The 24,346-nt window shown below is 70.9% G+C and carries 27 protein-coding genes; 11 read left to right on the top strand and 16 right to left on the bottom strand.

What is annotated here, in order from left to right; genetic code table 11:
* Positions 1-7 precede the first annotated feature (7 nt).
* Positions 8-592 (bottom strand): type IV toxin-antitoxin system AbiEi family antitoxin domain-containing protein, encoded by a 585-nt coding sequence (locus HC031_RS07255; protein WP_167924371.1) that lies wholly within the window; start codon positions 590-592, stop codon positions 8-10.
* A 65-nt stretch (positions 593-657) separates the two neighbouring features.
* On the bottom strand, positions 658-1,431 hold the full coding sequence (locus HC031_RS07250; RefSeq protein ID WP_338090518.1) for a hypothetical protein: 774 nt from the start codon (positions 1,429-1,431) through the stop codon (positions 658-660).
* A gap of 107 nt (positions 1,432-1,538) precedes the next feature.
* Between HC031_RS07250 and HC031_RS07245 the strand changes: the two genes are divergently transcribed.
* Positions 1,539-2,720 (top strand): DNA recombination protein RmuC, encoded by a 1,182-nt coding sequence (locus HC031_RS07245; RefSeq protein WP_420813601.1) that lies wholly within the window; start codon positions 1,539-1,541, stop codon positions 2,718-2,720.
* Between the two features lie 116 nt (positions 2,721-2,836).
* Here the strand turns inward: HC031_RS07245 and HC031_RS07240 are convergent, their stop codons facing one another.
* Together HC031_RS07240 and HC031_RS07235 are read right to left on the bottom strand one after the other, a co-directional pair.
* Positions 2,837-2,968, bottom strand: a complete 132-nt coding sequence (locus tag HC031_RS07240) for a zinc-binding dehydrogenase (RefSeq protein ID WP_167924498.1) — start codon at positions 2,966-2,968, stop codon at positions 2,837-2,839.
* 18 nt (positions 2,969-2,986) lie between these two features.
* Positions 2,987-3,994 (bottom strand): 4-hydroxy-3-methylbut-2-enyl diphosphate reductase, encoded by a 1,008-nt coding sequence (locus HC031_RS07235; protein WP_338090517.1) that lies wholly within the window; start codon positions 3,992-3,994, stop codon positions 2,987-2,989.
* Positions 3,995-4,059: 65 nt separating this feature from the next.
* Here HC031_RS07235 and xseA point away from each other — a divergent pair, with 65 nt between their 5' ends.
* The 3 genes from xseA to HC031_RS07220 all read left to right on the top strand — a co-directional run bounded on the left by xseA (position 4,060) and on the right by HC031_RS07220 (position 6,448).
* Positions 4,060-5,274, top strand: a complete 1,215-nt coding sequence (gene xseA / locus HC031_RS07230) for an exodeoxyribonuclease VII large subunit (protein WP_338090516.1) — start codon at positions 4,060-4,062, stop codon at positions 5,272-5,274.
* Between the two features lie 212 nt (positions 5,275-5,486).
* A complete protein-coding gene (locus HC031_RS34285) occupies positions 5,487-6,254 on the top strand; it encodes a GNAT family N-acetyltransferase (protein ID WP_167924366.1) in 768 nt (255 codons plus the stop codon).
* On the top strand, positions 6,251-6,448 hold the full coding sequence (locus tag HC031_RS07220; RefSeq protein ID WP_167924365.1) for an exodeoxyribonuclease VII small subunit: 198 nt from the start codon (positions 6,251-6,253) through the stop codon (positions 6,446-6,448). The genes HC031_RS34285 and HC031_RS07220 overlap by 4 nt, the downstream gene beginning before the upstream one ends.
* A gap of 69 nt (positions 6,449-6,517) precedes the next feature.
* Here the strand turns inward: HC031_RS07220 and HC031_RS07215 are convergent, their stop codons facing one another.
* On the bottom strand, positions 6,518-7,147 hold the full coding sequence (locus HC031_RS07215; RefSeq protein WP_277349648.1) for a DUF4245 domain-containing protein: 630 nt from the start codon (positions 7,145-7,147) through the stop codon (positions 6,518-6,520).
* Positions 7,148-7,178: 31 nt separating this feature from the next.
* On the opposite strand from HC031_RS07215, the gene glpX reads away from it, so the two are divergent.
* Both glpX and HC031_RS07205 read left to right on the top strand, forming a co-directional pair.
* The gene (gene glpX, locus HC031_RS07210) at positions 7,179-8,216 is read left to right on the top strand and encodes a class II fructose-bisphosphatase (protein ID WP_167924363.1); all 1,038 of its coding nucleotides are present in this window, start codon (positions 7,179-7,181) and stop codon (positions 8,214-8,216) included.
* A gap of 174 nt (positions 8,217-8,390) precedes the next feature.
* Entirely contained in the window at positions 8,391-9,302 is a 912-nt protein-coding gene (locus tag HC031_RS07205; protein WP_338090532.1) for a DMT family transporter, read from the top strand.
* Here the strand turns inward: HC031_RS07205 and HC031_RS07200 are convergent.
* The gene (locus HC031_RS07200; RefSeq protein ID WP_167924361.1) at positions 9,297-10,217 is read right to left on the bottom strand and encodes an NAD-dependent epimerase/dehydratase family protein; all 921 of its coding nucleotides are present in this window, start codon (positions 10,215-10,217) and stop codon (positions 9,297-9,299) included. The genes HC031_RS07205 and HC031_RS07200 overlap by 6 nt on opposite strands.
* Before the next feature lie 123 nt (positions 10,218-10,340).
* On the opposite strand from HC031_RS07200, the gene HC031_RS07195 reads away from it, so the two are divergent.
* Both HC031_RS07195 and HC031_RS07190 read left to right on the top strand, forming a co-directional pair.
* Positions 10,341-11,033 carry a TetR/AcrR family transcriptional regulator gene (locus HC031_RS07195; RefSeq protein ID WP_167924360.1) on the top strand — a complete coding sequence of 231 codons (693 nt, stop codon included), beginning with the start codon at positions 10,341-10,343 and terminating at the stop codon, positions 11,031-11,033.
* A 4-nt stretch (positions 11,034-11,037) separates the two neighbouring features.
* Positions 11,038-11,595, top strand: a complete 558-nt coding sequence (locus HC031_RS07190; RefSeq protein ID WP_167924359.1) for a histidine phosphatase family protein — start codon at positions 11,038-11,040, stop codon at positions 11,593-11,595.
* Here the strand turns inward: HC031_RS07190 and HC031_RS07185 are convergent.
* The 5 genes from HC031_RS07185 to HC031_RS07165 form a co-directional block, all read right to left on the bottom strand.
* Positions 11,559-12,092 carry a CGNR zinc finger domain-containing protein gene (locus HC031_RS07185; protein WP_167924358.1) on the bottom strand — a complete coding sequence of 178 codons (534 nt, stop codon included), beginning with the start codon at positions 12,090-12,092 and terminating at the stop codon, positions 11,559-11,561. The two genes, HC031_RS07190 and HC031_RS07185, sit on opposite strands and share 37 nt — an antisense overlap.
* A gap of 87 nt (positions 12,093-12,179) precedes the next feature.
* Positions 12,180-13,148 (bottom strand): NAD(P)/FAD-dependent oxidoreductase, encoded by a 969-nt coding sequence (locus HC031_RS07180; RefSeq protein ID WP_167924357.1) that lies wholly within the window; start codon positions 13,146-13,148, stop codon positions 12,180-12,182.
* A 95-nt stretch (positions 13,149-13,243) separates the two neighbouring features.
* Positions 13,244-13,939 (bottom strand): rhomboid family intramembrane serine protease, encoded by a 696-nt coding sequence (locus HC031_RS07175; protein ID WP_338090515.1) that lies wholly within the window; start codon positions 13,937-13,939, stop codon positions 13,244-13,246.
* Between the two features lie 60 nt (positions 13,940-13,999).
* Positions 14,000-14,680, bottom strand: a complete 681-nt coding sequence (locus HC031_RS07170; protein ID WP_167924356.1) for an aggregation-promoting factor C-terminal-like domain-containing protein — start codon at positions 14,678-14,680, stop codon at positions 14,000-14,002.
* A 233-nt stretch (positions 14,681-14,913) separates the two neighbouring features.
* Entirely contained in the window at positions 14,914-16,239 is a 1,326-nt protein-coding gene (locus tag HC031_RS07165; protein WP_338090531.1) for a PhoH family protein, read from the bottom strand.
* A gap of 384 nt (positions 16,240-16,623) precedes the next feature.
* Between HC031_RS07165 and otsB the strand changes: the two genes are divergently transcribed.
* Positions 16,624-17,487, top strand: coding sequence for a trehalose-phosphatase (gene otsB / locus HC031_RS07160; RefSeq protein WP_167924354.1), 864 nt, complete (start codon positions 16,624-16,626; stop codon positions 17,485-17,487).
* On the opposite strand, the gene HC031_RS07155 is transcribed toward otsB, so the two are convergent.
* Together HC031_RS07155 and HC031_RS07150 are read right to left on the bottom strand one after the other, a co-directional pair.
* Positions 17,475-18,245 carry an isoprenyl transferase gene (locus HC031_RS07155; protein ID WP_167924353.1) on the bottom strand — a complete coding sequence of 257 codons (771 nt, stop codon included), beginning with the start codon at positions 18,243-18,245 and terminating at the stop codon, positions 17,475-17,477. The genes otsB and HC031_RS07155 overlap by 13 nt on opposite strands.
* Before the next feature lie 125 nt (positions 18,246-18,370).
* Positions 18,371-20,212 (bottom strand): phosphoenolpyruvate carboxykinase (GTP), encoded by a 1,842-nt coding sequence (locus HC031_RS07150; protein ID WP_167924352.1) that lies wholly within the window; start codon positions 20,210-20,212, stop codon positions 18,371-18,373.
* Positions 20,213-20,623: 411 nt separating this feature from the next.
* Between HC031_RS07150 and HC031_RS07145 the strand changes: the two genes are divergently transcribed.
* Positions 20,624-21,163: a GtrA family protein gene (locus tag HC031_RS07145; protein WP_338090514.1), complete on the top strand. Its 540-nt coding sequence runs from the start codon at positions 20,624-20,626 to the stop codon at positions 21,161-21,163.
* Between the two features lie 72 nt (positions 21,164-21,235).
* Positions 21,236-21,763, top strand: coding sequence for a GtrA family protein (locus tag HC031_RS07140; RefSeq protein ID WP_167924350.1), 528 nt, complete (start codon positions 21,236-21,238; stop codon positions 21,761-21,763).
* A gap of 77 nt (positions 21,764-21,840) precedes the next feature.
* Here the strand turns inward: HC031_RS07140 and HC031_RS07135 are convergent, their stop codons facing one another.
* The 3 genes from HC031_RS07135 to HC031_RS07125 all read right to left on the bottom strand — a co-directional run bounded on the left by HC031_RS07135 (position 21,841) and on the right by HC031_RS07125 (position 24,079).
* Positions 21,841-22,395 carry a PH domain-containing protein gene (locus HC031_RS07135; RefSeq protein WP_167924349.1) on the bottom strand — a complete coding sequence of 185 codons (555 nt, stop codon included), beginning with the start codon at positions 22,393-22,395 and terminating at the stop codon, positions 21,841-21,843.
* Positions 22,396-22,479: 84 nt separating this feature from the next.
* Complete coding sequence (locus HC031_RS07130) at positions 22,480-23,310, bottom strand: biotin--[acetyl-CoA-carboxylase] ligase (protein WP_167924348.1); 831 nt, start codon at positions 23,308-23,310, stop codon at positions 22,480-22,482.
* 4 nt (positions 23,311-23,314) lie between these two features.
* Positions 23,315-24,079, bottom strand: coding sequence for a DUF559 domain-containing protein (locus HC031_RS07125; protein WP_167924347.1), 765 nt, complete (start codon positions 24,077-24,079; stop codon positions 23,315-23,317).
* Between the last annotated feature and the right edge of the window lie 267 nt (positions 24,080-24,346).

Raw genomic sequence — 24,346 nt, 5'->3', positions numbered from 1 at the left:
CCCGTCTTCAGTTGGCTGGCCACGAAGCTGCCTCGTCGAGCACGAGCCGCAGCAGCGCGCTGCCCGCGCTCGGGCCCTGATCCAGCTCACGGCGCAGCGCCGCCACGTCGACCAGGTGACCGCGCACGACCTCCTCGACCAGCGCCCGGATGGCGGGCAGGTCCCGGCACCACCGGCCGGCGTCGACGACGGCCCGGCTCAGCGAGCAGACCCGGATCACCGTCGCCGTCTCCGCGTACGGGTCGGGGCGCCGGGTGCGGTGCACGCACACGAACTCCACTGACCGGACCTGCCGGCCGTGCGGCACGAGCACCCGCACGTACGGGTCGCCGGGCACACAGGCGACACCGTGCAGCCGCAGCGCCGCCCGGCCGGTGAGCGCGGCGCCGTGCCCGGCGTACAGGCACGCGGCGATCCACCGCTGGCGAGGCGTGAGCCGGCCGCGCGACGACGAGTACACCCCGGGGAGCGCTTCACTCCAGACGCCGGCGCGCAGCCGTCGACGCAGCGCCGCGCGGGTGACGCCGAGCCGGGCAAGCTGATCGCGGTGGACGAGGCCGTCCTGGGTCACCAGCAGATCCGGCAGGGACATGAACCGACTCTGCGCCGTCGCGTCGACGGCGCACAACGGTCAATGTCCAGCTGTGGACAAGGCGATCAGAAGTCCCCGAAATCTCCGAAGTCGCCGCCGCCCCAGTCACCACCGCCCCAGTCGCCGCCACCGAAGTCGCCGCCGAAGTCGGCATCCGAGCCGCCACCACCGTTGTCGTAGCCGCCGTCGTATCCGCCGTCCCCGCCCGGGTCCCAGCCGTGCTGGTCGGCGTACTCCAGGCCCTGTTCGAAGCCGGAGTCATAGCCGTACCCGTAGCCGGGGTCGCCCCACGACGGGCTGAACAGCGCGTCGAAGAGCAGCATCGAGCCGACGGCACCGGCGCCCGCGGCGAGCGCGGTCTTCCACAGCGGCTGCGAGTACCAGCCGGACGGCACCGGCCGGCCGCCCACCATCCCGCCCGGGTAGTAGTACGGCGTGTCGCTGGTCGGCTGCGGCCCGGCCTTGACGTGCTGGCCCTGCACCTCGACCTCGCGCTCCTTGGTGAGCTGGCCGGCGGCGCGCTGGCCGGCCAGCGGCGGAAGGTCCGGACCGGGGTCGAGCCCCAGGGCGGTCCGCGCCCCGCGTACGTAGGCCAGCCCCTCCAGGGCGGTCTCGCGGGCCAGCTCGAACTGCTTGGGCGTGGTGGCCCGGTCGAGCTGGGCGCCGGCGGCGTTGTAGCGCTCCCCGGCGTCGACCAGTGCCTGCTTGGCGGCCGGGCTGTCGCCGGCCGACAGGTTCATGATCTGGCCGCCGAGCCGCTCGTACCAGCGCAGGGCCTCTTCCCGCGCGTCGGCGAGCTGCTGGGCGCGCCGCTTGCGCCCGAACCACGAGAAAACCACGACGACTCCCACACACGTCACCGGCGAGCGGCCCAAACCCGGAACCGACCCATTAGTACGACGGTACCTACACGTGTCACGGCGCGTCGTACGGCATGCTGACGATCGTGGCGGTTCTTCTCCTCTTCGTCGGTCTCCTCGTCGGTGCCGCCCTCGGGTGGCTGCTGGCCCGTACCAAGTCGTCGGCGGACATCGCCCGCCTCGATGCCACGCTCCGGGCCACCAAGGAAGGCGAGGCGCGCCTGGAACAGTCCCTGCGGGCGCTCAGCTTCGAGGCGAGCGCGCAGACGCAGGACGCGGTGGCCGACGCCGTCGCGCCGCTGCGGGAGGCCCTGCTGCGCTACGAGCAGCGGGTCGCCGAGCTGGAGCGCGACCGCGTCGCCGCCTACGAGGGCCTGCGCCAGCAGGTGAAGGGCATGTCCGAGGTCTCCAGCGAGCTGCGTACCGAGACCAAGCAGCTGGTCGCCGCCCTGCGCGCCCCGCAGGTACGCGGGCGCTGGGGCGAGCACCAACTGCGCCGGATCGTCGAAGCCGCCGGCATGCTGGAGCACTGCGACTTCTCCGAGCAGGTCAGCGCCTCCACCGACGCCGGTGGGATCCGCCCGGACCTGGTCGTACGCCTGCACGGCGGGCGCCAGGTCGTCGTCGACGCCAAGGCGCCGTTCGAGGCGTACCTGGCCGCGATGGAGGCGCGCGACGAGACCACCCGCAACGGGTACCTCGCCGCGCACGCCAAGCACGTACGCGCGCACGTCGACACGCTGTCGACGAAGGCGTACTGGTCGGCCTTCCAGTCGGCGCCCGAGTTCGTGGTGCTGTTCATGCCGGCCGACCCGTTCCTCGACGCGGCGCTGCAACGCGACCCGACGCTGCTGGAGTACGCGTTCGCCCGCAACGTCGTCCTCGCCACGCCGGCCACGCTCGTCGCGCTGCTGCGCACGGTCGCGTACGCGTGGCGGCAGGAGTCGCTGGCCCGCAACGCCCACGCCGTGCACACGCTCGGCAAGGAGCTGTACGCGCGCCTGTCGACCATGGGCGACCACCTGGCGAAGGTGGGCACGTCCCTGGGCGGCGCGGTGACCGCGTACAACAAGGCGATCGGGTCGCTGGAGTCACGCGTACTGGTCAGCGCCCGCCGCCTCAGCGAGCTGGGGGTCTCCGCCGACGAGCTGGACGCGCCGGGGCAGGTCGAGGTAACGCCGCGCCACCTGCAGGCGCCGGAGCTGGTCGACAGCGAGTACGCCTCGCTGCTGGCCGAGCTGCGCCGCGACGACCCGCCGGCCTCATAGCCCAAGATCCGCGCAATATGTGCAACATTGCTGCCTCGGCGCGTCGGGAAGCAGCAATGTTGCACATTCTGCTGCCTCGACTGCCTCGACTGCCTCGGCTGACTCGACGCGGGGCGCTACGGGCGCAGGACGACCTTGCCGAGGTTGGACCGCGCTTCGATGATCTCGTGCGCCCGCGCGGCGTCGGCGAGCGGAAGCTCGGCGTACACGTCGGGCCGCAGCCGCCCGGACAGTGTTAGGTCCCACAGCTCCCGAAAGTTCCGTGATCACGAAAGAGGATGAGCCGCCAGCGCGGCGGCCTCGCCGGCGCGCGTCGCCTTGGCCGCCTTCATGTCCCGCTTCAGCTCCTGCGGCAGCGAGAAGGTCAGCTTCTCGTCCGCCGTGGACACCTCCGCCACCTCGCCGAAACCGCGCTCGGTGAGCAGGTCGAGGACCTCCATGACCAGCTCGTCGGGCACCGAAGCGCCGGACGTGAGCCCCACGGTCGAGGCGCCTTCCAGCCACTCGTCGCGGATCTCGCTGGCGTAGTCGACGAGGTACGCGGCACGCGCCCCCGCGTCCACCGCGACCTCGCGCAGCCGCTGCGAGTTCGACGAGTTCTGCGACCCGACCACGATGACGACGTCGCACGAGGGCGCGATCGTCTTGACCGCGTCCTGGCGGTTGGAGGTGGCGTAGCAGATGTCGTCGCTCGGCGGCGACACCAGCAGGGGCAGCTTGCGCTTGAGCCGGTCGACGGTCTCGAGGGTCTCGTCCACCGACAGGGTCGTCTGGGACAGCCAGACCACCTTGGACGGGTCCCGGACGGTGACCTTGTCGACCGCGTCCGGGCCGTCGACGAGCTGGATGTTCGCCGGGGCCTCGCCGGTCGTACCGATGACCTCTTCGTGCCCCTCGTGACCGATCAGCAGGATGTCGTAGTCGGCGGCGGCGAAGCGGCGGGCCTCCTGGTGCACCTTGGTCACCAGCGGGCAGGTCGCGTCGATCGCCTTCAACGACCGCGCCCGGGCCTGCTCGTGCACCTCCGGAGCCACCCCGTGCGCGGAGAAGACGACGATCGAGCCCTCCGGGACCTCCTCGTTCTCCTCCACGAAGACGGCGCCCTTCGCCTGCAGCGTGGCGACCACGTGCCGGTTGTGCACGATCTCCTTGCGCACGTAGATCGGCGGCCCGTACAGCTTGAGGGCCTCCTCCACGGTTTGCACGGCGCGGTCGACGCCGGCGCAGTAGCCGCGGGGCTTGGCGAGCAGGACGCGCTTCGGGGTATCGGTCACCTGCCCATCGTACGAGGCCGTGGTTAACCGGCCCCGTGACTCGGGCCACCCGTACCCTGATGCCCGTGACTGAAGCGCCCACGACAACCCCCGAAAACCCATGGCCGGTACGCGTGGTCAGCCAGAAGATCGCGGCGTGGATCGGCAGGCTGGGCTGGGTGTGGGTGGACGGCCAGGTCGCGCAGATCAGCCGTCGGCCCGGCGCCACTACGGTCTTCCTCACGCTCCGCGACCCGTCGGCCGACCTCAGCCTCACGGTCACCACCAACCGTGACGTCCTCGACTCGGGCGCACCCAACCTCGTCGACGGGGCCCGCATCGTCGTGCACGCCAAGCCGGACTTCTTCCCCGGCCGGGGCACGTTCAGCCTGCGTGCCGACGAGATCCGCCAGGTCGGCGTCGGTGAGCTGCTCGCCCGCATCGAGCACCTGAAGAAGATGCTCAACGCCGAGGGGCTGTTCGACCGGGCACGCAAGCGGCGGCTGCCCTTCCTGCCCCGGCGCATCGGCCTCATCACCGGCCGGGCCAGCGCGGCCGAGCGCGACGTGTGCACCAACGCGCGGCGGCGCTGGCCGGCGGTCGACTTCCGGATCATCAACGTCGCGGTACAGGGGCCCACCGCCGTACCGCAGATCCTGGACGCGCTGACCGCCCTCGACCGCGACGAGACCGTCGACGTGATCGTGATCGCTCGCGGCGGTGGCTCGATCGAGGACCTGCTCCCCTTCTCCGACGAGGCGCTGTGCCGGGCGGTCTTCGCCTGCCGTACCCCGGTCGTGTCCGCGATCGGCCACGAGACCGACACCCCGCTGGTCGACTACGTGGCGGATCTGCGCGCGTCGACCCCGACCGACGCGGCGAAACGGATCGTGCCCGACCTCGCCGAGGAGGTGCGGTTGATCGGCCAGGCCCGGCAGCGACTGCGGCGCAGCGTCAGCCAACTGCTCGACCGCGAACAGCACCGCCTCGACGCCGTCCGCAGCCGGCCGGTGCTCGCCCGCCCCGAGGCCATGGTCGACCAGCGGGAGGCCGAGATCAGGGCGCTTCGCGACCGGGCCACCCGCTACGTCGGTCACCGGCTCGACCGCGCCGACGGCGAACTGGCCCACACCCTGGCCCGGCTTCGGGCGCTGTCCCCGGCGGCGACGCTGCAGCGGGGGTACGCGATCGTGCAGCGCCCCGACGGCGCGGTGGTCCGGGCGCCCGACGAGGTCGCCGAGGGTGACCGGCTGCGGGTACGCCTCGCCGGCGGCGAGCTGGCCGCCACCGTGGAGGGCTGAAATCCGGCTGCGACCGCCGCCGCACTCTGACATGATCACGCGGCAGGCCCGAGAGTCGGGCACGCACGAGCACCAGGAGCGCCTTATGCCCCGTCGCTTCCGTCACGGCGCCGCCGTCCGGTTCTAGCGGCGACCGCGCCATTCCGCGCCCGTACGCGTAGCGGCGGGCCGATCGTGCATGCCCACAAACTCTCGAAAGGCAATCAGCAGAAGTGTCTGCTCTCATCCAGGCGCACATTCGCCGCACCGCGGCCGCCGATCGCGACACCGAACAGATCGGGCCGTTCCTGGCCACGTTCTCCCGCGAAAGCGGCAACCCGTTCCTCAATTACGCCATCCCCCACGGCGGCGCACGGCCGACCCGCGACGACGTCGCCGCCCTGGTCACCGCGTACTCCCGCCGCGGGCTGATCCCCCGGCTGGAGTACCTGCCCAAGCTCGCGCCCGACGTGGAGGCGGCGCTGCTGGCGGGCGGCTTCACCGTCACCGACCGGCTCCCGCTGATGGCCTGCGCGGACGGCGGTGTGACCGACCAGCCGGTTCCGGACGACATCGAGCTGGTGACGCCCGCGACCGACCAGGAGTTCCGCGACATGATCAACGCTCAGCGCGAGGCGTTCGGCGAGGCCGAGCCGACCGGCGACGCGGACGTGGCCGGTTACCGGCGGCAACTTGCGGCAGGCGGGCTGGCGGTACTCGCCCGCCACGCGGTCACCGGGGAACCGGCCGGCGGCGGGATCTGCACACCGATCTCGGACGGCGTCGGCGAGATCGGCGGCATCGCGGTACGCGCGGCGTTCCGCAACCGGGGCGTCGGAGCGGCGATCACCGCGTACCTGACGCGGGAAGCGCACCGTGCCGGGGCCGCCACGGCGTTCCTCACGCCGGCGGGCGAGCCCCAGGAGCGCATCTACCGGCGCGTCGGGTTCGACACGATCGACGAGGTCGTCTTCGTGTCCCGTAGTGTGGCTGGGTCATGAGTACCCCTGAACTGAGCTACGAACAGGCCCGCGCCGAGCTGGCGGCGGTGGTCGAGAAGCTCGAAGCCGGTGGCAGCACGCTCGAGGAGTCGCTGGCCCTGTGGGAGCGCGGTGAGCAGCTCGCGACCGTCTGCCAGCAGTGGCTCGACGGGGCCCGGGCCCGGCTGGATGCCGCCCGCGCCGACGCCGAGTAGCGCCGGCGCCGAGTAGCACAGCCGAGCAGTAGACCGAGCAGCACAGCCGAACAGCGCTCGCGGCGGCGGTTACCGCTCAGGTACCGCCGTCGCGAGCTGGGCCAGTTCGGTGTCGCTCGTGCGCCCCACGACGAGCACCGTCCGGTCCGGCTGACTGTGCACGTACGCGAGCTCGCCGCTCGATGACGTGTAGCGGTGCCACTCCTGCCCGTCGAGGCTCACCGCACCCTCGTCGCGGGCGCCGGTGCCCAGCTCCGAGGCGACCAGCACACCGGTCGGGACGTTGCTCTCCAGCAGCTGCGCGGTCCCACCGGTCGGGCTGCGGTAACCGACCCGCAGCACGGCGCCCGGGTCGCTGCGGCGGAACACCGCGCTGACGGGCTTCCACCCTGGCGGTACGGACGGTTCGGTGACCGGGAAGGCATGCGCGGCGCGGGCGTCGTCGTACGCCGACGACGGGTCCACCACCGTCGGGCTCTCTCCACCGAGAAATCGGTACACGCCCAGCAGGACTATGATCGGCACAAGTAGGACAAGCAGGGATAGCGCCATGTCGCGGGGCGATCGGCCCAGACGTCGAGGCGCTGCGGCGGGGCTGGCTGGTGGCACGGTTCCATACTCCCTGATCGACCGTCCGGCCTGACAAAGCGGGCCACCCGAACGAGTGCTAACTCCTACGATCTGCCAGGATTGCGACATCAACTGCCGCCCACGGACCAGGAGGCGCCGCATGACTGAAACGAACGTCACACCCGTCCGCAAGCCGCAGGAACCGGATCGCAACCTCGCGCTCGACCTGGTCCGCGTCACCGAGGCCGCAGCCATGGCCGCCGGCCGCTGGGTGGGGCGTGGCGACAAGGAGGGCGGCGACGGCGCGGCCGTCGACGCCATGCGCCGCCTGATCAACTCGGTGCCGATGCGCGGCGTCGTGGTGATCGGTGAGGGCGAGAAGGACAACGCCCCCATGCTGTACAACGGCGAGCAGGTCGGCGACGGCACCGGCGCGGAGGTCGACGTCGCGGTAGACCCGATCGACGGCACCACCCTGATGAGCAAGGGTATGCCGAACGCCATCGCCGTCCTCGCGGTGACCGAGCGCGGGGCGATGTTCGACCCCAGCGCGGTCTTCTACATGGAGAAGCTCGCGGTCGGACCGGACGCCGCCGACGTGATCGACATCAACGCGCCGATCGCGGAGAACCTGCGCCGCGTGGCGAAGGCCAAGCGCGGAAACATCTCCGACGTCACGGTCTGCATCCTGGACCGGCCGCGCCACGAGAAACTGGTCCACGAGATCCGCCAGACCGGGGCGCGCATCCGGTTCATCTCCGACGGCGACGTCGCGGGCGCGATCAGCGCCGCCCGTGAGGAGAGCGAGGTCGACCTGCTGGTCGGTATCGGCGGCACGCCGGAGGGCATCATCACAGCCTGCGCACTCAAGTGCATGGGCGGCGCGATGCAGGCCAAGCTGTGGCCACGCGACGAGGCGGAGCGGGAGAAGGCGCTCGCGGCCGGGCACGACCTCGACCGGGTCCTGACCACCGACGACCTGGTCAAGGGCGAGAACATCTTCTTCTGCGCGACCGGGGTGACCAGCGGCGACCTGCTGCGCGGCGTCCGCTACCGCTCCGGCGGCGCGTACACCCAGTCGATCGTGATGCGCTCCAAGAGCGGCACGATCCGCGTGATCGACTCCTACCACCGCCTGGAGAAGCTCAACCTCTACTCGGTGGTCGACTTCGACGGCACGCCGATCGACCGGGCCTGACGACATGGGGGTCCCGGGCACGCCTCGCCGCCCGGGACCTGCATAATCGCGGCGGATTGTCCTGACCGCGTGGAAAGATTCGGTGTGACCACTTCGCAACGCCCAGCCCGTACCGATGTCAGCGCCCCAGCCGGACCCACCCACTCGGCCGAGACCGGCCGGCGCGCCCTCGGCGTGATCCTGGCGCTGGGCTGCGGAGCATTGATCGCCGTACAGTCGCGGATCAACGGCGAACTGGGCGCCCGGCTGCACGACGGGATCGCGGCCGCCGTGATCTCGTTCGGTATCGGTCTGGTGGTCCTCGCGGTCCTGACGCCCATGATCGCGCCGGCGCGCCAGGGCCTCACCGGGGTACGAGACGCGCTGCGCGCCGGCCACCTGCGCTGGTGGCACCTGGTCGGCGGGGCCTGCGGCGCGCTGCTCGTCGTGAGCCAGGGCGTCTCGGTGCCGGTGCTCGGCGTTGCGGTGTTCAGCGTCGCCATCGTGGCCGGCCAGTCGATCAGCGGCCTGGCCGTGGACCGGTTCGGGCTGGGCCCGACCGGCCGCCACCCGCTCACCGTGCCCCGGGTGATCGGCGCACTGGTCACCGTCGGCGCCGTGCTCGTGGCCGTGTCCAACCAGATCACCCGACCCAGCCTGCTGGCGCTGGCGGTGCTGCCTTCCGTCGCCGGCGTCGGCACCGCCTGGCAGCAGGCCATGAACGGCCGGGTACGCCACTACGCCGGCATGGCCCTGCCGGCCGCGTTCATCAACTTCCTCGCCGGCACGGTGGCGCTGCTCATCGCGTTCGCGGTCGAGGTGGCCCTCCGCGGCTGGCCGACGGGCGGCCTGCCGCACGAGCCCTGGCTGTACCTCGGCGGCATCCTCGGGGTCTTCTTCATCGCGGTCTCCGCGTCGGTGGTGCGCTTCACCGGCGTCCTGCTGCTGAGCCTGGGCACGATCGCCGGTCAGCTGGTAGCGGCGGCCGTGATCGACTTTCTGGCGCCCGCGCACGCCGGCGGCCCGAGCGCCATGACGCTGGTCGGCATCGTGCTCACGCTGATCGCCGTGGGCATCGCGGCGGTGCCGTCGCGGCACCGGTCATGACCGGGCGGCGGCGGCCACCTCGCTGAGCGCGGCGTCCAGGTCGGTCGGGGTCAGCCCGAAGGTACGGGTGGCGGCCGACGAGTCGAGCAGGAACGGCGCCCGGAACTGGTAGTCCATCTCGATCAGCTCGCGCGCGAACGGGTTGAACGGCGCGACCAGGTACAGCGCCGCGCGCGGCAGGCCGGCCACCTTCACACCGGGGTGTCCCGCCACCCGGAAGTACCGCCGGGCCAGGTCCCGGATCGACAGCGCCGGATTGGTCGGCGCGTGCCACGCCCGGCCCCACGCGCGCTCGTCGCGGGCCGCGGTCACCAGCATGCGCGCCATGTCGCCGGTGTACGTGAAGCTGTGCGGCGCGTCGAGGTCGGCCGGCACCCAGGCCGTCCGACCTTTCGCCATGGCGGGCAGGATGACCGCCGAGAAGATGGAAGCGGCGCCGGCCCCGATGTAGTCCGAGCCGCGCACCTCGGTCACCCGTACCCGCCCGGCCCGGTGGGCGGCGAGCGCGTCCTGCCACATCCTGATCCGTACCCGACCCTTGCGGGTGGTCGCGGCGAGCGGCGTGTCCTCGGTCATCGGACCGCGGACCGGCCCGTACCCGTACAGGTTGCCGGTGATGGCGAGCACCGCGCCGCTGGCCTCGGCAGCGCCGAGCATCGAGGCGGCCAGCGGCGGCCAGTCGGTGGCCCAGCGGTGGTACGGCGGGTTGGCGCAGTTGTAGATGGCGGCCGCACCGGCGGTCAACTCCCGGAGCCGGGCGGCGTCCGCGGCGTCGGCGGCGATCCGCTCGACCTCCGGGCGCGCGGGCCCGCTGCCGCTGCGGGTGACGATCCTGACCCGCTCGCCCTGGTCGGCGAGGAGGGTGGCGACCTTGGTCCCGATCGGGCCGGCACCGACGACAACATGTAGTGACATCTGGTCTCCCTTTAGAGCACCGCTCTCTGTTGAGCAGAACGATCGCACGGCGACCACCGACACGTCAAGAGCAGTGCTCTCAAAATGCGTCGACGCTCTCTGCTTTGTGCCACACTTGATCCCATGACCGCCGCTTCCATCCGCGCCCGCGTACGCGCCGAGATGACCGAGGGAATCAAGGCCGCCGCCCGCCGGCAGCTCGCCGCCGACGGCGCCGACCTCTCACTCCGGGCGATCGCCCGGGAGCTGGGCATGGTGTCGTCGGCGATCTACCGGTACTTCGCCAGCCGCGACGAACTGCTCACCGCACTGATCGTCGACGCGTACAACGCGCTCGGCACCGCCGCCGAGCGCGCCGAGGCGGAGGTCGCCCGCGACGACCTGCTCGGCCGGTGGCTGGCCACCTGCCACGCGGTACGCGACTGGGCGCTGGCGAACCCGCACGAGTACGCGCTGATCTACGGCAGTCCGGTCCCCGGCTACCGCGCGCCCGAGGACACGATCCCACCGGCCAGCCGGGTACCCGTGCTCATCAGCGGCATCCTCCGCGACGGCTACGCCGCCGGGCGGCTCCCGGCCGAGTCGGGTGAGCCGCTGCCGGAATCGCTGCGCCCGGAGCTGACCACGGTCGCCGAGCAGATCGGCGCCGAGGTGCCGCCGGCCCTGATGGCGCGCGGGATGACCGCCTGGCTCCAGCTGTTCGGCGCGGTGAGCTTCGAACTGTTCGGCCAGCTCAACAACGTGATCGAGGACCGGGCGGCCTTCTTCGCGTACCAGATGAGGGCGGTGGCGCGGGTGGTCGGCCTGCCAGACTGACCGGGTGACCGTGCAGCTCATCTACGAGACGCACTCGATCAGCACCGACAACGAGGCCGGCATCGCGACCGGCTGGCTGCCGGGTGAGCTGTCGGATCGGGGGCGTGACCTGGCCCGGGAGCTGGGCACGCGACGCCGCGCCGACAGTCCGGCCGTCGTGTTCGCCTCGGATCTCCGGCGCGCCGCACAGACCGCCGAGATCGCCTTCGGCGACAGCGGCATCCCCGTGCGCCTCGACCCGAGGCTGCGCGAATGCGACTACGGCCGGCTCAACGGAGCGTCGGTGGCGGCGGTGGCCGCGGAGCGCCGTCGCCGCATCGACGCGCCTTTCCCCGGCGGGGAGAGCTACCGGCGGGTGGTGGACCGCACCCGCGACTTCCTCGCCGACCTGGTGCGGTGGTGGGACGGGCGGACGGTCGTCGTCATCGCGCACTCCGCCAACCGCTGGGCGCTCGAGCACCTGGTGCACGGCCGGTCCCTCGACGACCTGGTGGACGCGCCGTTCAACTGGCAGGAAGGGTGGCGCTACGTGGTGGGGGACGCGCCGGAGCGCTCCCGGTAGGTCCGGGTCTTGCTGCGGTTGCCGCAGATCCGCATCGAGCACCACCGCCGGGAACCGTTCTTGGACCGGTCGTAGTAAACGCACCGGCAGGTGCTCGACGAACAGACCTTCAGCCGGGACCAGGTGCCCTCGTGCTCGGCACGCACGATCGCCGCGAGCACCTCCCCCAGCACCCCGCGTACGCCGTCCTGAGCCGGAGCGAGCACCGCCCGGCCGTCCGGGGCGAACCGCACGGCCAGCGCGATCCCGCCCGCCAGCCGGTCCAGTCCCACGCGGTCGCCGCCACCCGACAGCTCGTCCCGCAGGGCGTCGCGCAGGTCGCGGGCGAGGGTCAGATCGGCCTCGGTGGCGCCGTCCGCGGCGGGCCCGCGACCGTGGTCGCGCAGCCAGCGCCGGAAGCGCGGCAACGAGTTCAGATCGTCCTGCCCGCTCTCCACGTCGACGGAGTTGAGCAGGGATTCCACGAGCCACAACGACTCGGGCACACCGGACTCCACGGCCGCCAACGGTAGCGCCTCCTCCGCGATCTTGGACAGTTGTGCGAGCTATAGGTCGCACAACTGTCCAAGATCGCGGAGGAGGAGTCAGCCGTTGTCGGACGAGTGACCGGGGAACAGATGCGCGGCCGGGTCGACCGCCACGGCCGCGTTGTTGACGGCCGTCGCGGCCTCGCCGAAGCCGGTCGCGATGAGACGGACCTTGCCCGGGTACTCCGTGATGTCGCCGGCCGCGAAGATGCGCGGCAGGTTGGTCGCCATCGTCGGGTCGACGAGGATGTGCCGCCTGTCCAGGTCGAGCCCCCAGGTCGCGAGCGGGCCGAGATCGGCGGTGAAGCCGAGCGCGGCGACCACGGTGTCCGCGGGAAGCTCGCGGGTCTCGCCGCCCCGGAGCGTCACGTCGACGCCCTCGACGCGCTCGTTCCCTCGGATCTTGGACACCTCGGCGTTGACGATCAGCGGAACACCCAGCCGCTCGACCTTGGCGACGGTGCCGGGGTGGGCGCGGAACTTGTCGCGCCGGTGCACCAGCGTGACCGACCTGGCGATCGGGTACAGCGAGAGCGCCCAGTCGAACGCGGAGTCACCCCCGCCGACGATGACCACGTCCTGGTCGGCGAGCTCCGCGAGCCGCGGCACGAAGTAGACGATGCCCGCACCGCTGAACCCGGCGGCCGCGGGCAGCGGCCGGGCGGTGAAGCTGCCCATCCCACCGGTGATGATGATCGCGCCACAGTGCATCGTCTCGCCACTCGACAGCGCGATCAGGGGCTTGTCGTCCACGTAGGACAAATCCTCGGCCCGCACCCCGAGCAGGTACTCCGGCGCGAACTGCGCGGCCTGTTCCACCAGGTTGGCGACCAGCTCACGACCCTTGATGGCGGGAAACCCGGCGACGTCGTAGATGACCTTCTCCGGGTACATCGCCGAGACCTGGCCGCCCGGCTCCGGCAGCGCGTCGACCACGGCCACGGACAGCCCTCGGAAGCCCGCATAGTACGCCGCGAACAGCCCGGCAGGACCGGCACCCACGATGGCCACGTCGATTTCGCGCATCACTGAAGCTCCTGTCGAGGCTCAAGCGGTTGTCGTCGAACGTAGGGCCACCCTTCCCCACCGGCAACGGTGCTCACCTACGCTTTAGCGCGATTTCAGGAAACCGGCAGGCTCAGCGTGTCACCGTCACCGGCCGTGGTGACCGGCGTACCCGGACGCCGTCTGCGCCGCCGGAAGAGCACCGCCGCGACCGCGCCGCCGACCAGTCCGCACAGGTGACCCTGCCACGAGATCTTCGAGTCGATGCCCGGCAGCACCCCGACCAGTTGCCAGCCGTACAGCAGCCCGATCAGCAGCGCGACGGCGATGTTCCACCAGGAGCGTTCGACGACGCCCCGTACGACCAGCAGCCCGAAGTACCCGAAGATGACCCCGCTCGCGCCCACGACGACCGTCCGAGGGTCACCGATGAACCACACGCCGAGCCCGCTCACCAGCGCGATGAAGACCGTGGCCGCGATGAACCGCTTGGTCCCGGCCGCGAGGACGAACGTGCCGAGCAGGATCAGTGGCACGCTGTTGGCCGTCACGTGCTCGAAGCTGGCGTGCAGCAGGGGCGCCAGGACGACGCCGTCGAGACCCTGGACGGCGTGCGGCTGGATGCCGCCGTCGCGCTGGAGCCGGTGCCCCGTGAGATTGTCGATCAGCTGGATTCCGAACAGGACCGGCACGAACGCGCACATCGCCACGAACGCACGACCGATCGAGGCGTAGAACGCTTCCCCGCCGAAGCGTTCGGGATCGCGCTGCGGATCGGCAGGCAACGATCCGGCCGGTTCGTCTGTGGTCACCAACCCGTGGTACCAGGTCGACCGTCGTGACCGCTACCGGCGCGCCGCGACACGTTCACGTCAGTAGTAGCTGTGGCCCTGCCAGTACGACCACGCGCCGCACGGGCTGCCGTACTTGCTCTTGATGTAGCCGAGGCCCCACTTGATCTGGGTGGCCGGGTTGGTCTGCCAGTCCGACCCCGCCGACGACATCTTGCTGCCCGGGTTGGCCTGCGGGATGCCGTATGCGCCGCCGGTCCGGCCGGCGGTCGTCCGCCAGCCGCTCTCCTTCATCCAGATGTTCTTCAGGCACGGCATCTGGTCGAGTCCGTAGCCGGCCTGCAGCAGCAGCGTGCATCCGATCGCGACGTTCCCGGTGTACTGCGAGCACGAGGTGGGGATCGGGCCGAACGGCGACGGCGACGGCTTGGCGCTCGCCGACGGGCTCGCGCTGGGCTTCACCTGCGGCGAAGGGCTGGCGGACGCGGAGGCGGCGGCAGCGGACGCGGCGGCCGACGCCGCGGCGTCCGCTTCAGCCTGGGCCGCGCGCTGGGCCGCGCGGGACACGGCGAGGATCCGCTGCCGCTCGGCGGCTGCCGCGCGCTGGTCGTCCCGCTCGGCCGCCGCGATCTGGGCCGCCTTGATCATCCGCTCCTGGGCCTGGCGGGCCGTGCTCAACTGGGCTCCGGCCGCCACGCCCGCGACGAGCAGGACGGCGGACAGGGCCCGAAAGCCACCGAGCCGATGCCACAGTCGGACCACAGACGGTTCCCTTCGTCCGCCGGACAGCTACGCGCACGCTACCGCCGCGGTGGCTCCGCAGGGCCCCGTCACGACAGGACGGGCACATCGCTGGCCGTTCGGCCGACCCCCCAGGGACGACCATCATCCGGGCTCGATGTCGCGCGCCGACGGTTACCCTCGCGTAGATCAAGCCCGGGCACGAAGCCCGCATGAGGATTTGTGGGCCACGTCACAGTACAAAATGGGGCAATTCACCGTGCAAACGGCAGATCCTCCAGCAGATCGGTGACCACCTCGGCGATCTGGGAACGCTCCGACCTGGTCAGCGTCACGTGGGCGAACATCGGATGCCCCTTCAGCACCTCGATGACGGCCGCGACGCCGTCGTGCCGACCGACCCGCAGGTTGTCACGCTGCGCAACGTCGTGCGTCAGCACCACCCGCGAGTTCTGGCCGATCCGGGAAAGCACCGTGAGCAGCACTCCCCGCTCCAGCGACTGCGCCTCATCGACGATCACGAACGCGTCGTGCAGGCTGCGCCCCCGGATGTGGGTCAGCGGGAGCACCTCGAGCATCCCGCGCGCCGCGATCTCCTCCATGACGTTGTCGTGCACCAACGCACCGAGGGTGTCGTAGACCGCCTGGCCCCAGGGCGACATCTTCTCCGCCTCGTTGCCCGGCAGGTAGCCCAGCTCCTGGCCGCCCACGGCGTACAGCGGCCGGAACACGATCACCTTCTTGTGCCGCCGGCGCTCCATCACCTGCTCGAGTCCGGCGCACAGCGCGAGCGCCGACTTGCCGGTGCCGGCCCGGCCGCCCAGCGACACGATCCCCACCGAGTCGTCGAGCAGCACGTCGAGCGCGATGCGCTGCTCCGCCGAGCGTCCTCGCACCCCGAACGCCTCCCGGTCGCCGCGTACCAGCCGGACGGCCTTGTCCGGGCCGACGCGCCCCAGCGCGGACCCGTTGCTCGAGTGCAGCACCAGCCCGGTGTGGCAGGGCAGGTCGCCGGCGCCGTCGAGCTGGAGCGTCTCGCCCCCGTACAGCCTGGCCACGTCCTCAGCCGAGATCTCCAGCTCGGCCATGCCGGTCCAGGTCGGGTCGGCCGCCTGGCCGTGGCGGTACTCGTCGGTCGAAAGCCCCACCGCGGCCGCCTTGACCCGCAGCGGCATGTCCTTGGTCACCAGGGTCACGTCGGCGCCCTCGCGGGCCAGGCCGAGCGCCACGGACAGGATGCGGGCGTCGTTGGTCTCGGCGCGGAAGCCGGGCGGCAGGACGTCAGGGTTGGCGTGGTTGAGCTCGACGCGCAGCGTGCCGCCGACGTCGGTGACGGGCAGCGGCTGATCGAGCCGTCCGTGCTTGACGCGGAGCTCGTCGAGGAAGCGCAGCGACCGGCGGGCGAAGTAGCCGAGCTCGGGATGGTGCCGCTTGCCTTCCAGTTCGGAGATCACCACCAGCGGGATGACCACCTCGTGCTCGGCGAAGCGCAGGTAGGCACCGGGGTCGGAGAGCAGGACCGACGTGTCGAGGACGAAGGTGTGGCGTACCGGCCCCTCCTCGCCGCCGGAGACGGCCACGCCCGTCCGGCGGGAGGTACGAGAACGCCCCGTCGACTGCGACCGTTGGCCGGGCGACGAGGCGGAGGTCTTCGAGGCGGAGGTCTTCGAGGCGGAAGTCTTCTTGGCGGAGCGGGATCGTTCGGTCACGAGCAACTCCCGGCGGGCGTCACCCCGGCGCCCACAATCGGCAGCCGTCCGTCGCCCGGCACGGGGGCGGGTGTTGGCCCCGTGGCAGCTCGCGCGCTATTCCGGGCCTCCCGGGTGGCCCGAGAAGCCCCCGGTCCACACCTGAGAAGGTATGCGGCATCCGCGATTTCGGCCAGCGGTGACACACCAGAGCTTCATCGTTCACTCACCCGGGATGGGAGGTGTGGGCCCATTTGACGCACCTAGGCTGAGGACATGCCTCCCCTTGAAACGGCCGACGAGCACTGCGGCCAGCGGGCCGTACCCGGCGAACACGAGCAGCCCACCGGACCGGCAGTGACATTCACGGCGACCGCCGCACGCGCCGACGACTGCGTGTTCTTCTTCGATTTCGACGGCACGCTGGCCCCGATCCAGGCCGACCCCGACGCCGTCCAGGTCGCACCCGACGTGCTGGAGACGATCACGGAGCTCACCACGCGGGTCCGCCGGGTGAGCCTGGTGTCGGCGCGCCCCGTGGACTTCCTGCGCAGCCGCTTCCCCGGTGTTCCGCTGACGCTGCACGGACTGTACGGGCTGGAGAGCCAGTACGTGCCCGGCGAGACCGTCACCTACCCGCCCGCGCTGCCGTACGCCGGCATCGTGGCGCAGCTGGCCGAGCAGGCCCGGCGCGAGCTGCCGGGTGCGGTGCTGGTGGAGTTCAAGCGACTGTCCGTGGCGCTGCACTACCGCAGCGCCCCCGAGCTGCGCGACACCGTGCACGCGTGGGCACAGGCCCAGGCCGACCGGCACGGGCTGCGCGCGCAGGAGGGCCGGATGGTGATCGAGCTGAAGCCGGCGGTCGCGCGCGACAAGGGCAGCGTGGTGGCCGAGGAGATCGAAGACTTCTCGTGCGCCTGGTACTTCGGCGACGACCTGGGTGACCTGGCGGCGTTCCGGGCGCTTTCCGAGCGGCAGTCCGTGGACCCGGACTTCCTGGGCGTACGCGTGGCCGTCGGCAACCCGGAGACGGGCGCGGAGGTGGCCGCCGCCGCCGATCTGCACCTGCCCGGCCCGGCCGCGGTGCCCGCGTTCCTGCGGGAGTCGTTCGCCGTGCTCCCCCGGTTTCAGGCGCCGTAGCGGCGCTCGCGGCTGGCGTACGCGCGCAGGGCCCGGAGGAAGTCGACCCGGCGGAATCCGGGCCAGTACGCGTCGCAGAAGTAGAACTCCGAGTGGGCGCTCTGCCAGAGCATGAAGCCCGACAGCCGCTGCTCCCCACTGGTCCGGATGATCAGGTCGGGGTCGGGCTGGCCCTTGGTGTACAGATGCTCGGCGATGTCGTCGACCTCGAGCGTCTCGGCGAGCTCCTCCAGCGACTTGCCGGCCTTGGCCGCCTCGAACAGCAGCTCGCGGACGGCGTCGGCGATCTCGCGCCGGCCCCCGTACCCGACCGCGATGTTGACCTGCGCGCCGCCGCTGCGCCCCAGGGTGCGCTCCTCGGCCGCCTTGAGCGCCTCGGCGAGCGGGGCGGGCAGCATGTCGAGCGCTCCGACCATGTGCAGCCGCCACGGGTTGCCGTCCGCGGCCAGCTCGGTCGCCAGGTCCTCGATGATCTGAAGCAGCGGGTCGAGCTCGCTGGCCGGCCGGCTGAGGTTGTCGGTGGACAGCAGCCACAGCGTGATGTGCTCGACGCCGGCCAGGTCGCACCAGCGCAGCAGCTCGCGGATGCGGGCCGCGCCCACCCGGTGACCGTCGTTGGGATCGATGTATCCCATTTCGCGGGCCCAGCGCCGGTTACCGTCGCACAGCACCCCCACGTGGCGGGGATGCGGCTTGCCGACGAGCCAGGCGGCCAGGCGCCGCTCGTACAGGGAGTAGATCAGGTCACGCAGGCCCACGGCGAGCAGAGTATCCGCCTTCCGTCAATCGCGACGAGACCGCACCGTGAAGGACCCGTGAAGGTCACAGCCGACTGGTCTGGGCCCCAGCGCTGAGCTGCGGGGCCCAGACCAGTCGCCGATCACTACTCCACGCCGAGACGGGCCTTCAACGCGTCCAGCTCAGCCCAGAGTACGCCCGGCAGCTTGTCACCGAACTTCGAGAACCACTCGGTGACCTGTGGAATCTCGGCCTTCCACTCCTCCGGGTCCACGCGCAGCACCTCGGTGAGGTCCTCACGCGTGACGTCGAGCCCGTCGACGTCGAGTGCGTCCGCGGTCGGGACGTACCCGATCGGGGTCTCCACGGCGGCGGCGCGGCCCTCGATCCGCTCGATGATCCACTTCAGGACGCGGGAGTTCTCGCCGAAGCCCGGCCACAGGAAGCGACCGTCCTCGCCGCGCCGGAACCAGTTGACGTAGAAGATCCGAGGCAGCAGCGACGGGTCACCCGCGCCGTCTCCGGCCCCCTTGCCCATCTCGATCCAGTGACCGAAGTAGTCGCCGGCGTTGTAGCCGATGAACGGCAGCATCGCCATCGGGTCGCGACGGACCACCCCGACCTGGCCGACGGCGGCAGCGGTCGTCTCGCTCGACAGCGTGGCGCCCATGTACACGCCGTGCGTCCAGTCACGCGCCTCGGTGACCAGCGGGATCGTGGTCTTGCGGCGCCCGCCGAAGAGGATCGCCGAGATCGGCACGCCCTGCGGGTCCTCGTACTCGTCCGCCAGGATCGGGCACTGCGTGATGGGCGTGCAGAACCGCGAGTTGGGGTGGCTGGACAGCTCGCCGGAGTCCGGCGTCCAGTCGCGGCCCTTCCAGTCGGTCAGGTGCGCCGGCGGCTCACCCATGCCCTCCCACCAGATGTCGCCGTCGTCGGTCAGCGCGACGTTGGTGAAGATCGAGTTGCCCCGGTCGAGCGTACGCATGGCGTTGGGGTTGGTCTTCCAGTCGGTGCCGGGCGCGACGCCGAACAGGCCGTACTCGGGGTTGACCGCGTAGAGGCGACCGTCGGGCCCGAACCGCATCCAGGCGATGTCGTCGCCGAGCGTCTCGACCTTCCAGCCGGGGACGGTGGGCTCCAGCATCGCCAGGTTGGTCTTGCCACAGGCGCTCGGGAACGCCGCCGCGACGTAGTAGACCTTCTGCTCGGGGCTGGTCAGCTTCAGGATCAGCATGTGCTCGGCGAGCCAGCCCTCGTCACGCGCCATGACGCTGGCGATACGCAGCGAGTAGCACTTCTTGCCGAGCAGCGAGTTGCCGCCGTACCCGGAGCCGTAGCTCCAGATCTCCCGGGTCTCGGGGAAGTGCGAGATGTACTTGGTCTCGCTGCACGGCCAGGCCACGTCCTTCTCACCCGGTTCGAGCGGCGCGCCGATCGAGTGCAGCGCCGGCACGAACTCGGCGTCGTCACCCATGGCCTCGAGCACCTTCGTGCCCATCCGCGTCATGATCCGCATGCTCGCGACCACGTACGGGCTGTCGGTGATCTCGACCCCGAACATCGGATCGGTGGCGTTCAGCGGGCCCATGCAGAACGGGATGACGTACATCGTCCGCCCGCGCATGCAGCCGCGGTAGAGCTCGGTCATGATGCGCTTCATCTCGGCCGGGGCCATCCAGTTGTTGGTCGGCCCGGCATCGGCGGAGTCCACCGAGCAGATGAACGTGCGCTCTTCGACCCGCGCGACGTCCGATGGATCGGTTCTCGCCCAGAACGAGTTCGGCTTGCGCTCGGAGTTGAGACGCACCAGCGTGCCGGCTTCGACCAGTTCGTCGGTCAGGCGGTTCCACTCGGCGTCGGAGCCGTCGCACCAGACCACTCGGTCGGGGGTCGTCAACTCCGCTACTTCGCGCACCCAACGCAGCAGCCGGGGGTTGGTTGTCGGGGCCCGGTCGAGCCCCGGGACGGTGGCCGGAGCACTCATCGCTCATCTCCTTGCGGTCGACTCTGACCTCGTACCCAAATAACGCGTCGCCAGCCCGCGGGGGGATGCGGAGCCGCAGAAGAAATGGATACGGGGAGTTGACCTCAGGTTAAGCCCGCGGGCAGGTCAGGGCACCGCGAGGACTTGTGAAAAAGTGCACAAGCAATCGAAAATTTACGGGCCGTCGCGCAATACAGCGCGTTTATCCGCGTCATTACGCAGCTTTGCGCAATTGTTGAAGCAAACAGCGGAGAGCGCCGCCGAACGGCTCCCACCCGACAGCGATCACCGAGATCGCCATCGATCGATCAAATGCGGCGCGGCGCCTTGATCGCCGGCCACCCCCGACCGACACGGCCCGCGTCGATGACGCCCACCCTCGCGGCGACCGAAGTGTCGTACCCTCGGCCGGTGCGTGCCTCATCCCGCGTAGAACCCGACCAGCCGGCCAGCGCCGGGTCGGCGCACCCGGCAGCCGCCGCGCCCGGCGGGATCCGGGGCCTTGTCGCCCGGTTCGAAGGTCTTGTACGGGAGCTGGGCAAGTTCGGGGTCGTGGGAGCGGTCACCTTCGTCATGGACACGGTGATCCTGAAGCTCGCCCTGTCCGCCGGGATGAACCCGCTGCTCGCCAAGACCCTGTCGACCACGATCGCCGCGACCGCCGCGTTCATCGGCAACCGGTTCTGGACCTGGCGCGACCGGCCCCGCTCGGGTCTGCACCGCGAGTACGCCCTCTACTTCATCTTCAACGTCGTCGGCCTCGGCATCGGGCTGGCCTGCCTCGGCGCGAGCCACTACCTGCTCGGCCGGGTCTGGCCGGTGTTCGCCAGCCAGGTCGCCGACCTCATCAGCGCCAACGTCGTCGGCATGGCGCTCGGCACCCTGTTCCGCTTCTGGTCCTACCGACGGTTCGTGTTCCGTACACACAGCGCGGTCAGCCGGCGCGGGTGAGCACCGGGTGAGCACCTCTCGGCCGCACACGCACAAATCGCAGGGCCTTGACTGCTGGCGTAAAGTGGCTTGGTGCGCCTTCTTCGGTTCTTGCCACAACGCTTCCAGCACCTGGCTCCCGAAGCCATCGCATTCGGCGCAATCGGGCTGGGAAACCTGGTCCTGTACTTCCTCATCTTCAACGCGCTGATCTTCATCGGCGCGGTGAAGGCGACCATCATCGCCACCCTGGCCACGACCTACCTGGCCTACCTGGCCAACCGGCACTGGACCTACAAGGACCGCCCACGCGGGGCGCAGCACCGCGAATACACGATGTTCTTCGCCATCAACATGGTCGGGCTGCTCATCCAGTCCGCCGGCACCGGCCTGCTCAAGTACGGCATCGGCCTGAGCGAGCGGTCACACCGGCTGGAGTTCAACATCGCGACCGCGATCTGCATCTGCATCGCCACCCTGTTCCGGTTCTTCACCTACCGGACGATCGTGTTCAAGCAGGCGCCAACCGCCGCTGACGCCCCCGAACCCGGGTTCCCGCCCCTGCCGGTGCCCGCGGACGCCGACGGGGACCCCAGCCACGACACCGCCCGTACCCACTGAGCGCCGCCGGCCGTCCATGACCGATCTCCGCTCCGGGACCGGCCGGCACCGGGCCGCTGCGTCCGACGTCGAAACGCCTACGGCCGGTCGCCCCTGAGGCTGTCGGCGATCGCGTCGCGGTCGGATTCGTCGAACGTGTGGCGGGCCCGGTCCGCCTCGACCAGCTCGTACAGGACGCTCTGGATCTTCTCGACGTGCGGGATGTCGGTCAGCACCACCTGCCCCCGCTCCCCCGCCGACTCGATCGTGAGGGTGCCGCAGCCGAGCATCCGCTCGATCACCCCGTGTGAGAACGACACGTCGTTGATCCGGCCGATCGGAATGTCCCGGCCGCTACGCGAGACGACGCCCATACGCAGAATCACCCGTTCGTTGGTGAACACGTAATGGGTGGTGCGCCAGACCAGCCACGGCCAGAAGGCCAGCGCGGCGACGGCGATCAACGCCAGGCCGCCGATGCCGTACAGAACCGCGGTCGCCCAGCCGGTCGTGGGAAGGTAAACCGCTGCCACGACAACCAAGGCGAGCGCGACGAGCACCACGAATACCGGTCTGATCAGCGCTTTCCAGTGCGGATGCAGGTGCGCGACGACGTGTTCGTCCTTTGTGAGCACGCTCTCGGGAAAACTCACGCCGACCTCCTACAAAACCGTTCGGGATTTCGCAGCGAGGTTAGCCGCCCCCGGCAACCGCGCGGTATCTGCCGCAAAATAATTTCAGCGCACATGGACGACGTCCGCGGCGGCGAAGGCCCGACCGTCGACGATGATCCGGCCATCGACGTCCACGCCTTCCGCCCGCCCCTTCACCTGCGAGCCGTCCGGCAGGTGGACGAGCACGTCCCGGCCCATGGTCGCGCAGTGGAACAGGTACGCCTCCCGCAGGCCACTGGCGTCGGGATCGCCGCCCGTCCGGCGCCACCGGTCGTACCAGGTGGCAAGCGACCGCAGGAACGCCTTCAGGATCGGGCCCCGGTCGACACAGGCGGCACCGGCCAGCGCCAGTGACGTGGCGTCCGGGCGGGGCAGTTCGTGCTCACGGAGCGTCGTGTTGAGCCCGACGCCGATGACCACGGCCGACTCACCTGTCTGGGTTCCCGGCGCCGGCGGGATCACCTCGGCGAGGATGCCGGCGCACTTACGGCCGCCGATCAGCAGGTCGTTCGGCCATTTGAGCTCCGCGTCCACTTCGGCGATCCGGCGGACCGCCTCCGTCAGCGCCAGACCGGTGAGCAGCGGCAGCCAACTGAAGCGGGTCAGGTCGACCCCGGACGGCCGCAGAAGCACGCTCAGGGTGAGCCCGGCACGCGGCGGCGACGTCCACACCCGTCCCAGCCGGCCGCGCCCGGACATCTGACGCTCGGCGACGAGTACGAGCCCCTCCGCCGCGCCACCGCGGGCCAGCGCCGCGACATCCGAGTTGGTCGAGCCGGTTTCGGCGACGACCCGCACATCGGTCCAGAGCCCGTCGGGTACGACCAGCGCCCGCCGCAGCGCCGTCTCCCGTAGTGGCGGCCGTTCCAGATCGCTGTAAGGGCTCTGGTCCATCCGGTCAGCGTATGCCGCGCGCCACCGCCGTGATCTGGTGCACCAGCCGCTCCGGGTGGTGCAGCACGTCGTCTGCGGTAAATCTCAGAACCGTCCAGCCGGCCGCGCGCAGCGCGTTCAGCCGTGCGACATCCCGGCGGAACGTCACCCGGTCCCGGTGGTGGTCGCCGTCGTAATCGATCCCGAGCCGGACGGCCGGATAGGCAAGGTCGAGCCGCGCGACGAACCGGCCGCCGTCATAGACCTCGTACTGCACCACGGGACACGGCAGGCCGGCGTCGATGATCAGCAGCCGCAGTCGCGTCTCCATCGGTGACTCCGCCGGCCGCGCGAGGGCGAGCACCGCCGGGACTCCGGCCGCTCCGGGCCAGCCTCTCCGCGCATCGGCGTACTCGATGATCTTTTCTTTGTCGGTGATCCTGCGGTTGAGTAGGGCGTCAAGCCCGATGACCGCCTCGGTACGACGGCGCCGGGCCAGGTCGAACGCGGTCCGGACCGGTGTCGTGACGGGCAGCCTGCCGATCCTGCGGAGGTCTCCCGGATCCAGCCTGGCCCGCCGCACGCGCAGCATCGGGCGGGCGGCCAGCGACCGGTCGCGCGGAATGCTCGCCTCGACAGGTGGATCGCGCGGCAGAAGGTCCGCGCCATAAAGGTACGCGGCGCTCGCCCCACTGATGGCACCGCCAGCCGGCAGGAGCAGCGCGGCGGCGTTGCACCAGGTCAGATGATCCAACTCAGCGTCGCGGTGCAGGTACACGTCGGGCAGCAAGCGCCGCCAGCAAGCGCTGGCGAGCTGTCTGCGGGGTGAGCAGGCCGGCCGCGACAGCGTCCCGACCCCGGAACGGGGCGGAACGCAACTTTCGGGGCACGTGGGCGACGCGGACCATGACGCCGAGGGTGCCGTCCGCACCCCGCGCAGCGCTGCCCCGCGCGGCCAGCCTGTGGATAACGCTGGGCCAGCGGTACGACAGCTACGTTATACAGCGTCCATAACGTCGCTCAGACACCGCTGGCCGGGTGGGGCCGAGCCACCGCG

It is taken from the genome of Planosporangium thailandense (assembly GCF_011947195.1).
Taxonomy (GTDB): Bacteria; Actinomycetota; Actinomycetes; order Mycobacteriales; family Micromonosporaceae; genus Planosporangium; species Planosporangium thailandense.
The sequence above is the reverse complement of the archived record's forward strand: the minus strand, read 5'-3'. Positions and strand labels throughout refer to the sequence as shown.

Coding starts and splice junctions, on each gene's coding strand:
- HC031_RS07255 (WP_167924371.1), bottom strand. CDS start 592: ATGTCCCTGCCGGATCTGCTGGTGACCCAGGACGGCCTCGTCCACCGC.
- HC031_RS07220 (WP_167924365.1), top strand. CDS start 6,251: ATGAGTACCCCTGAACTGAGCTACGAACAGGCCCGCGCCGAGCTGGCG.
- HC031_RS07215 (WP_277349648.1), bottom strand. CDS start 7,147: ATGTCGCAATCCTGGCAGATCGTAGGAGTTAGCACTCGTTCGGGTGGC.
- glpX (WP_167924363.1), top strand. CDS start 7,179: ATGACTGAAACGAACGTCACACCCGTCCGCAAGCCGCAGGAACCGGAT.
- HC031_RS07200 (WP_167924361.1), bottom strand. CDS start 10,217: ATGTCACTACATGTTGTCGTCGGTGCCGGCCCGATCGGGACCAAGGTC.
- HC031_RS07195 (WP_167924360.1), top strand. CDS start 10,341: ATGACCGCCGCTTCCATCCGCGCCCGCGTACGCGCCGAGATGACCGAG.
- HC031_RS07180 (WP_167924357.1), bottom strand. CDS start 13,148: ATGCGCGAAATCGACGTGGCCATCGTGGGTGCCGGTCCTGCCGGGCTG.
- otsB (WP_167924354.1), top strand. CDS start 16,624: ATGCCTCCCCTTGAAACGGCCGACGAGCACTGCGGCCAGCGGGCCGTA.
- HC031_RS07150 (WP_167924352.1), bottom strand. CDS start 20,212: ATGAGTGCTCCGGCCACCGTCCCGGGGCTCGACCGGGCCCCGACAACC.
- HC031_RS07130 (WP_167924348.1), bottom strand. CDS start 23,310: ATGGACCAGAGCCCTTACAGCGATCTGGAACGGCCGCCACTACGGGAG.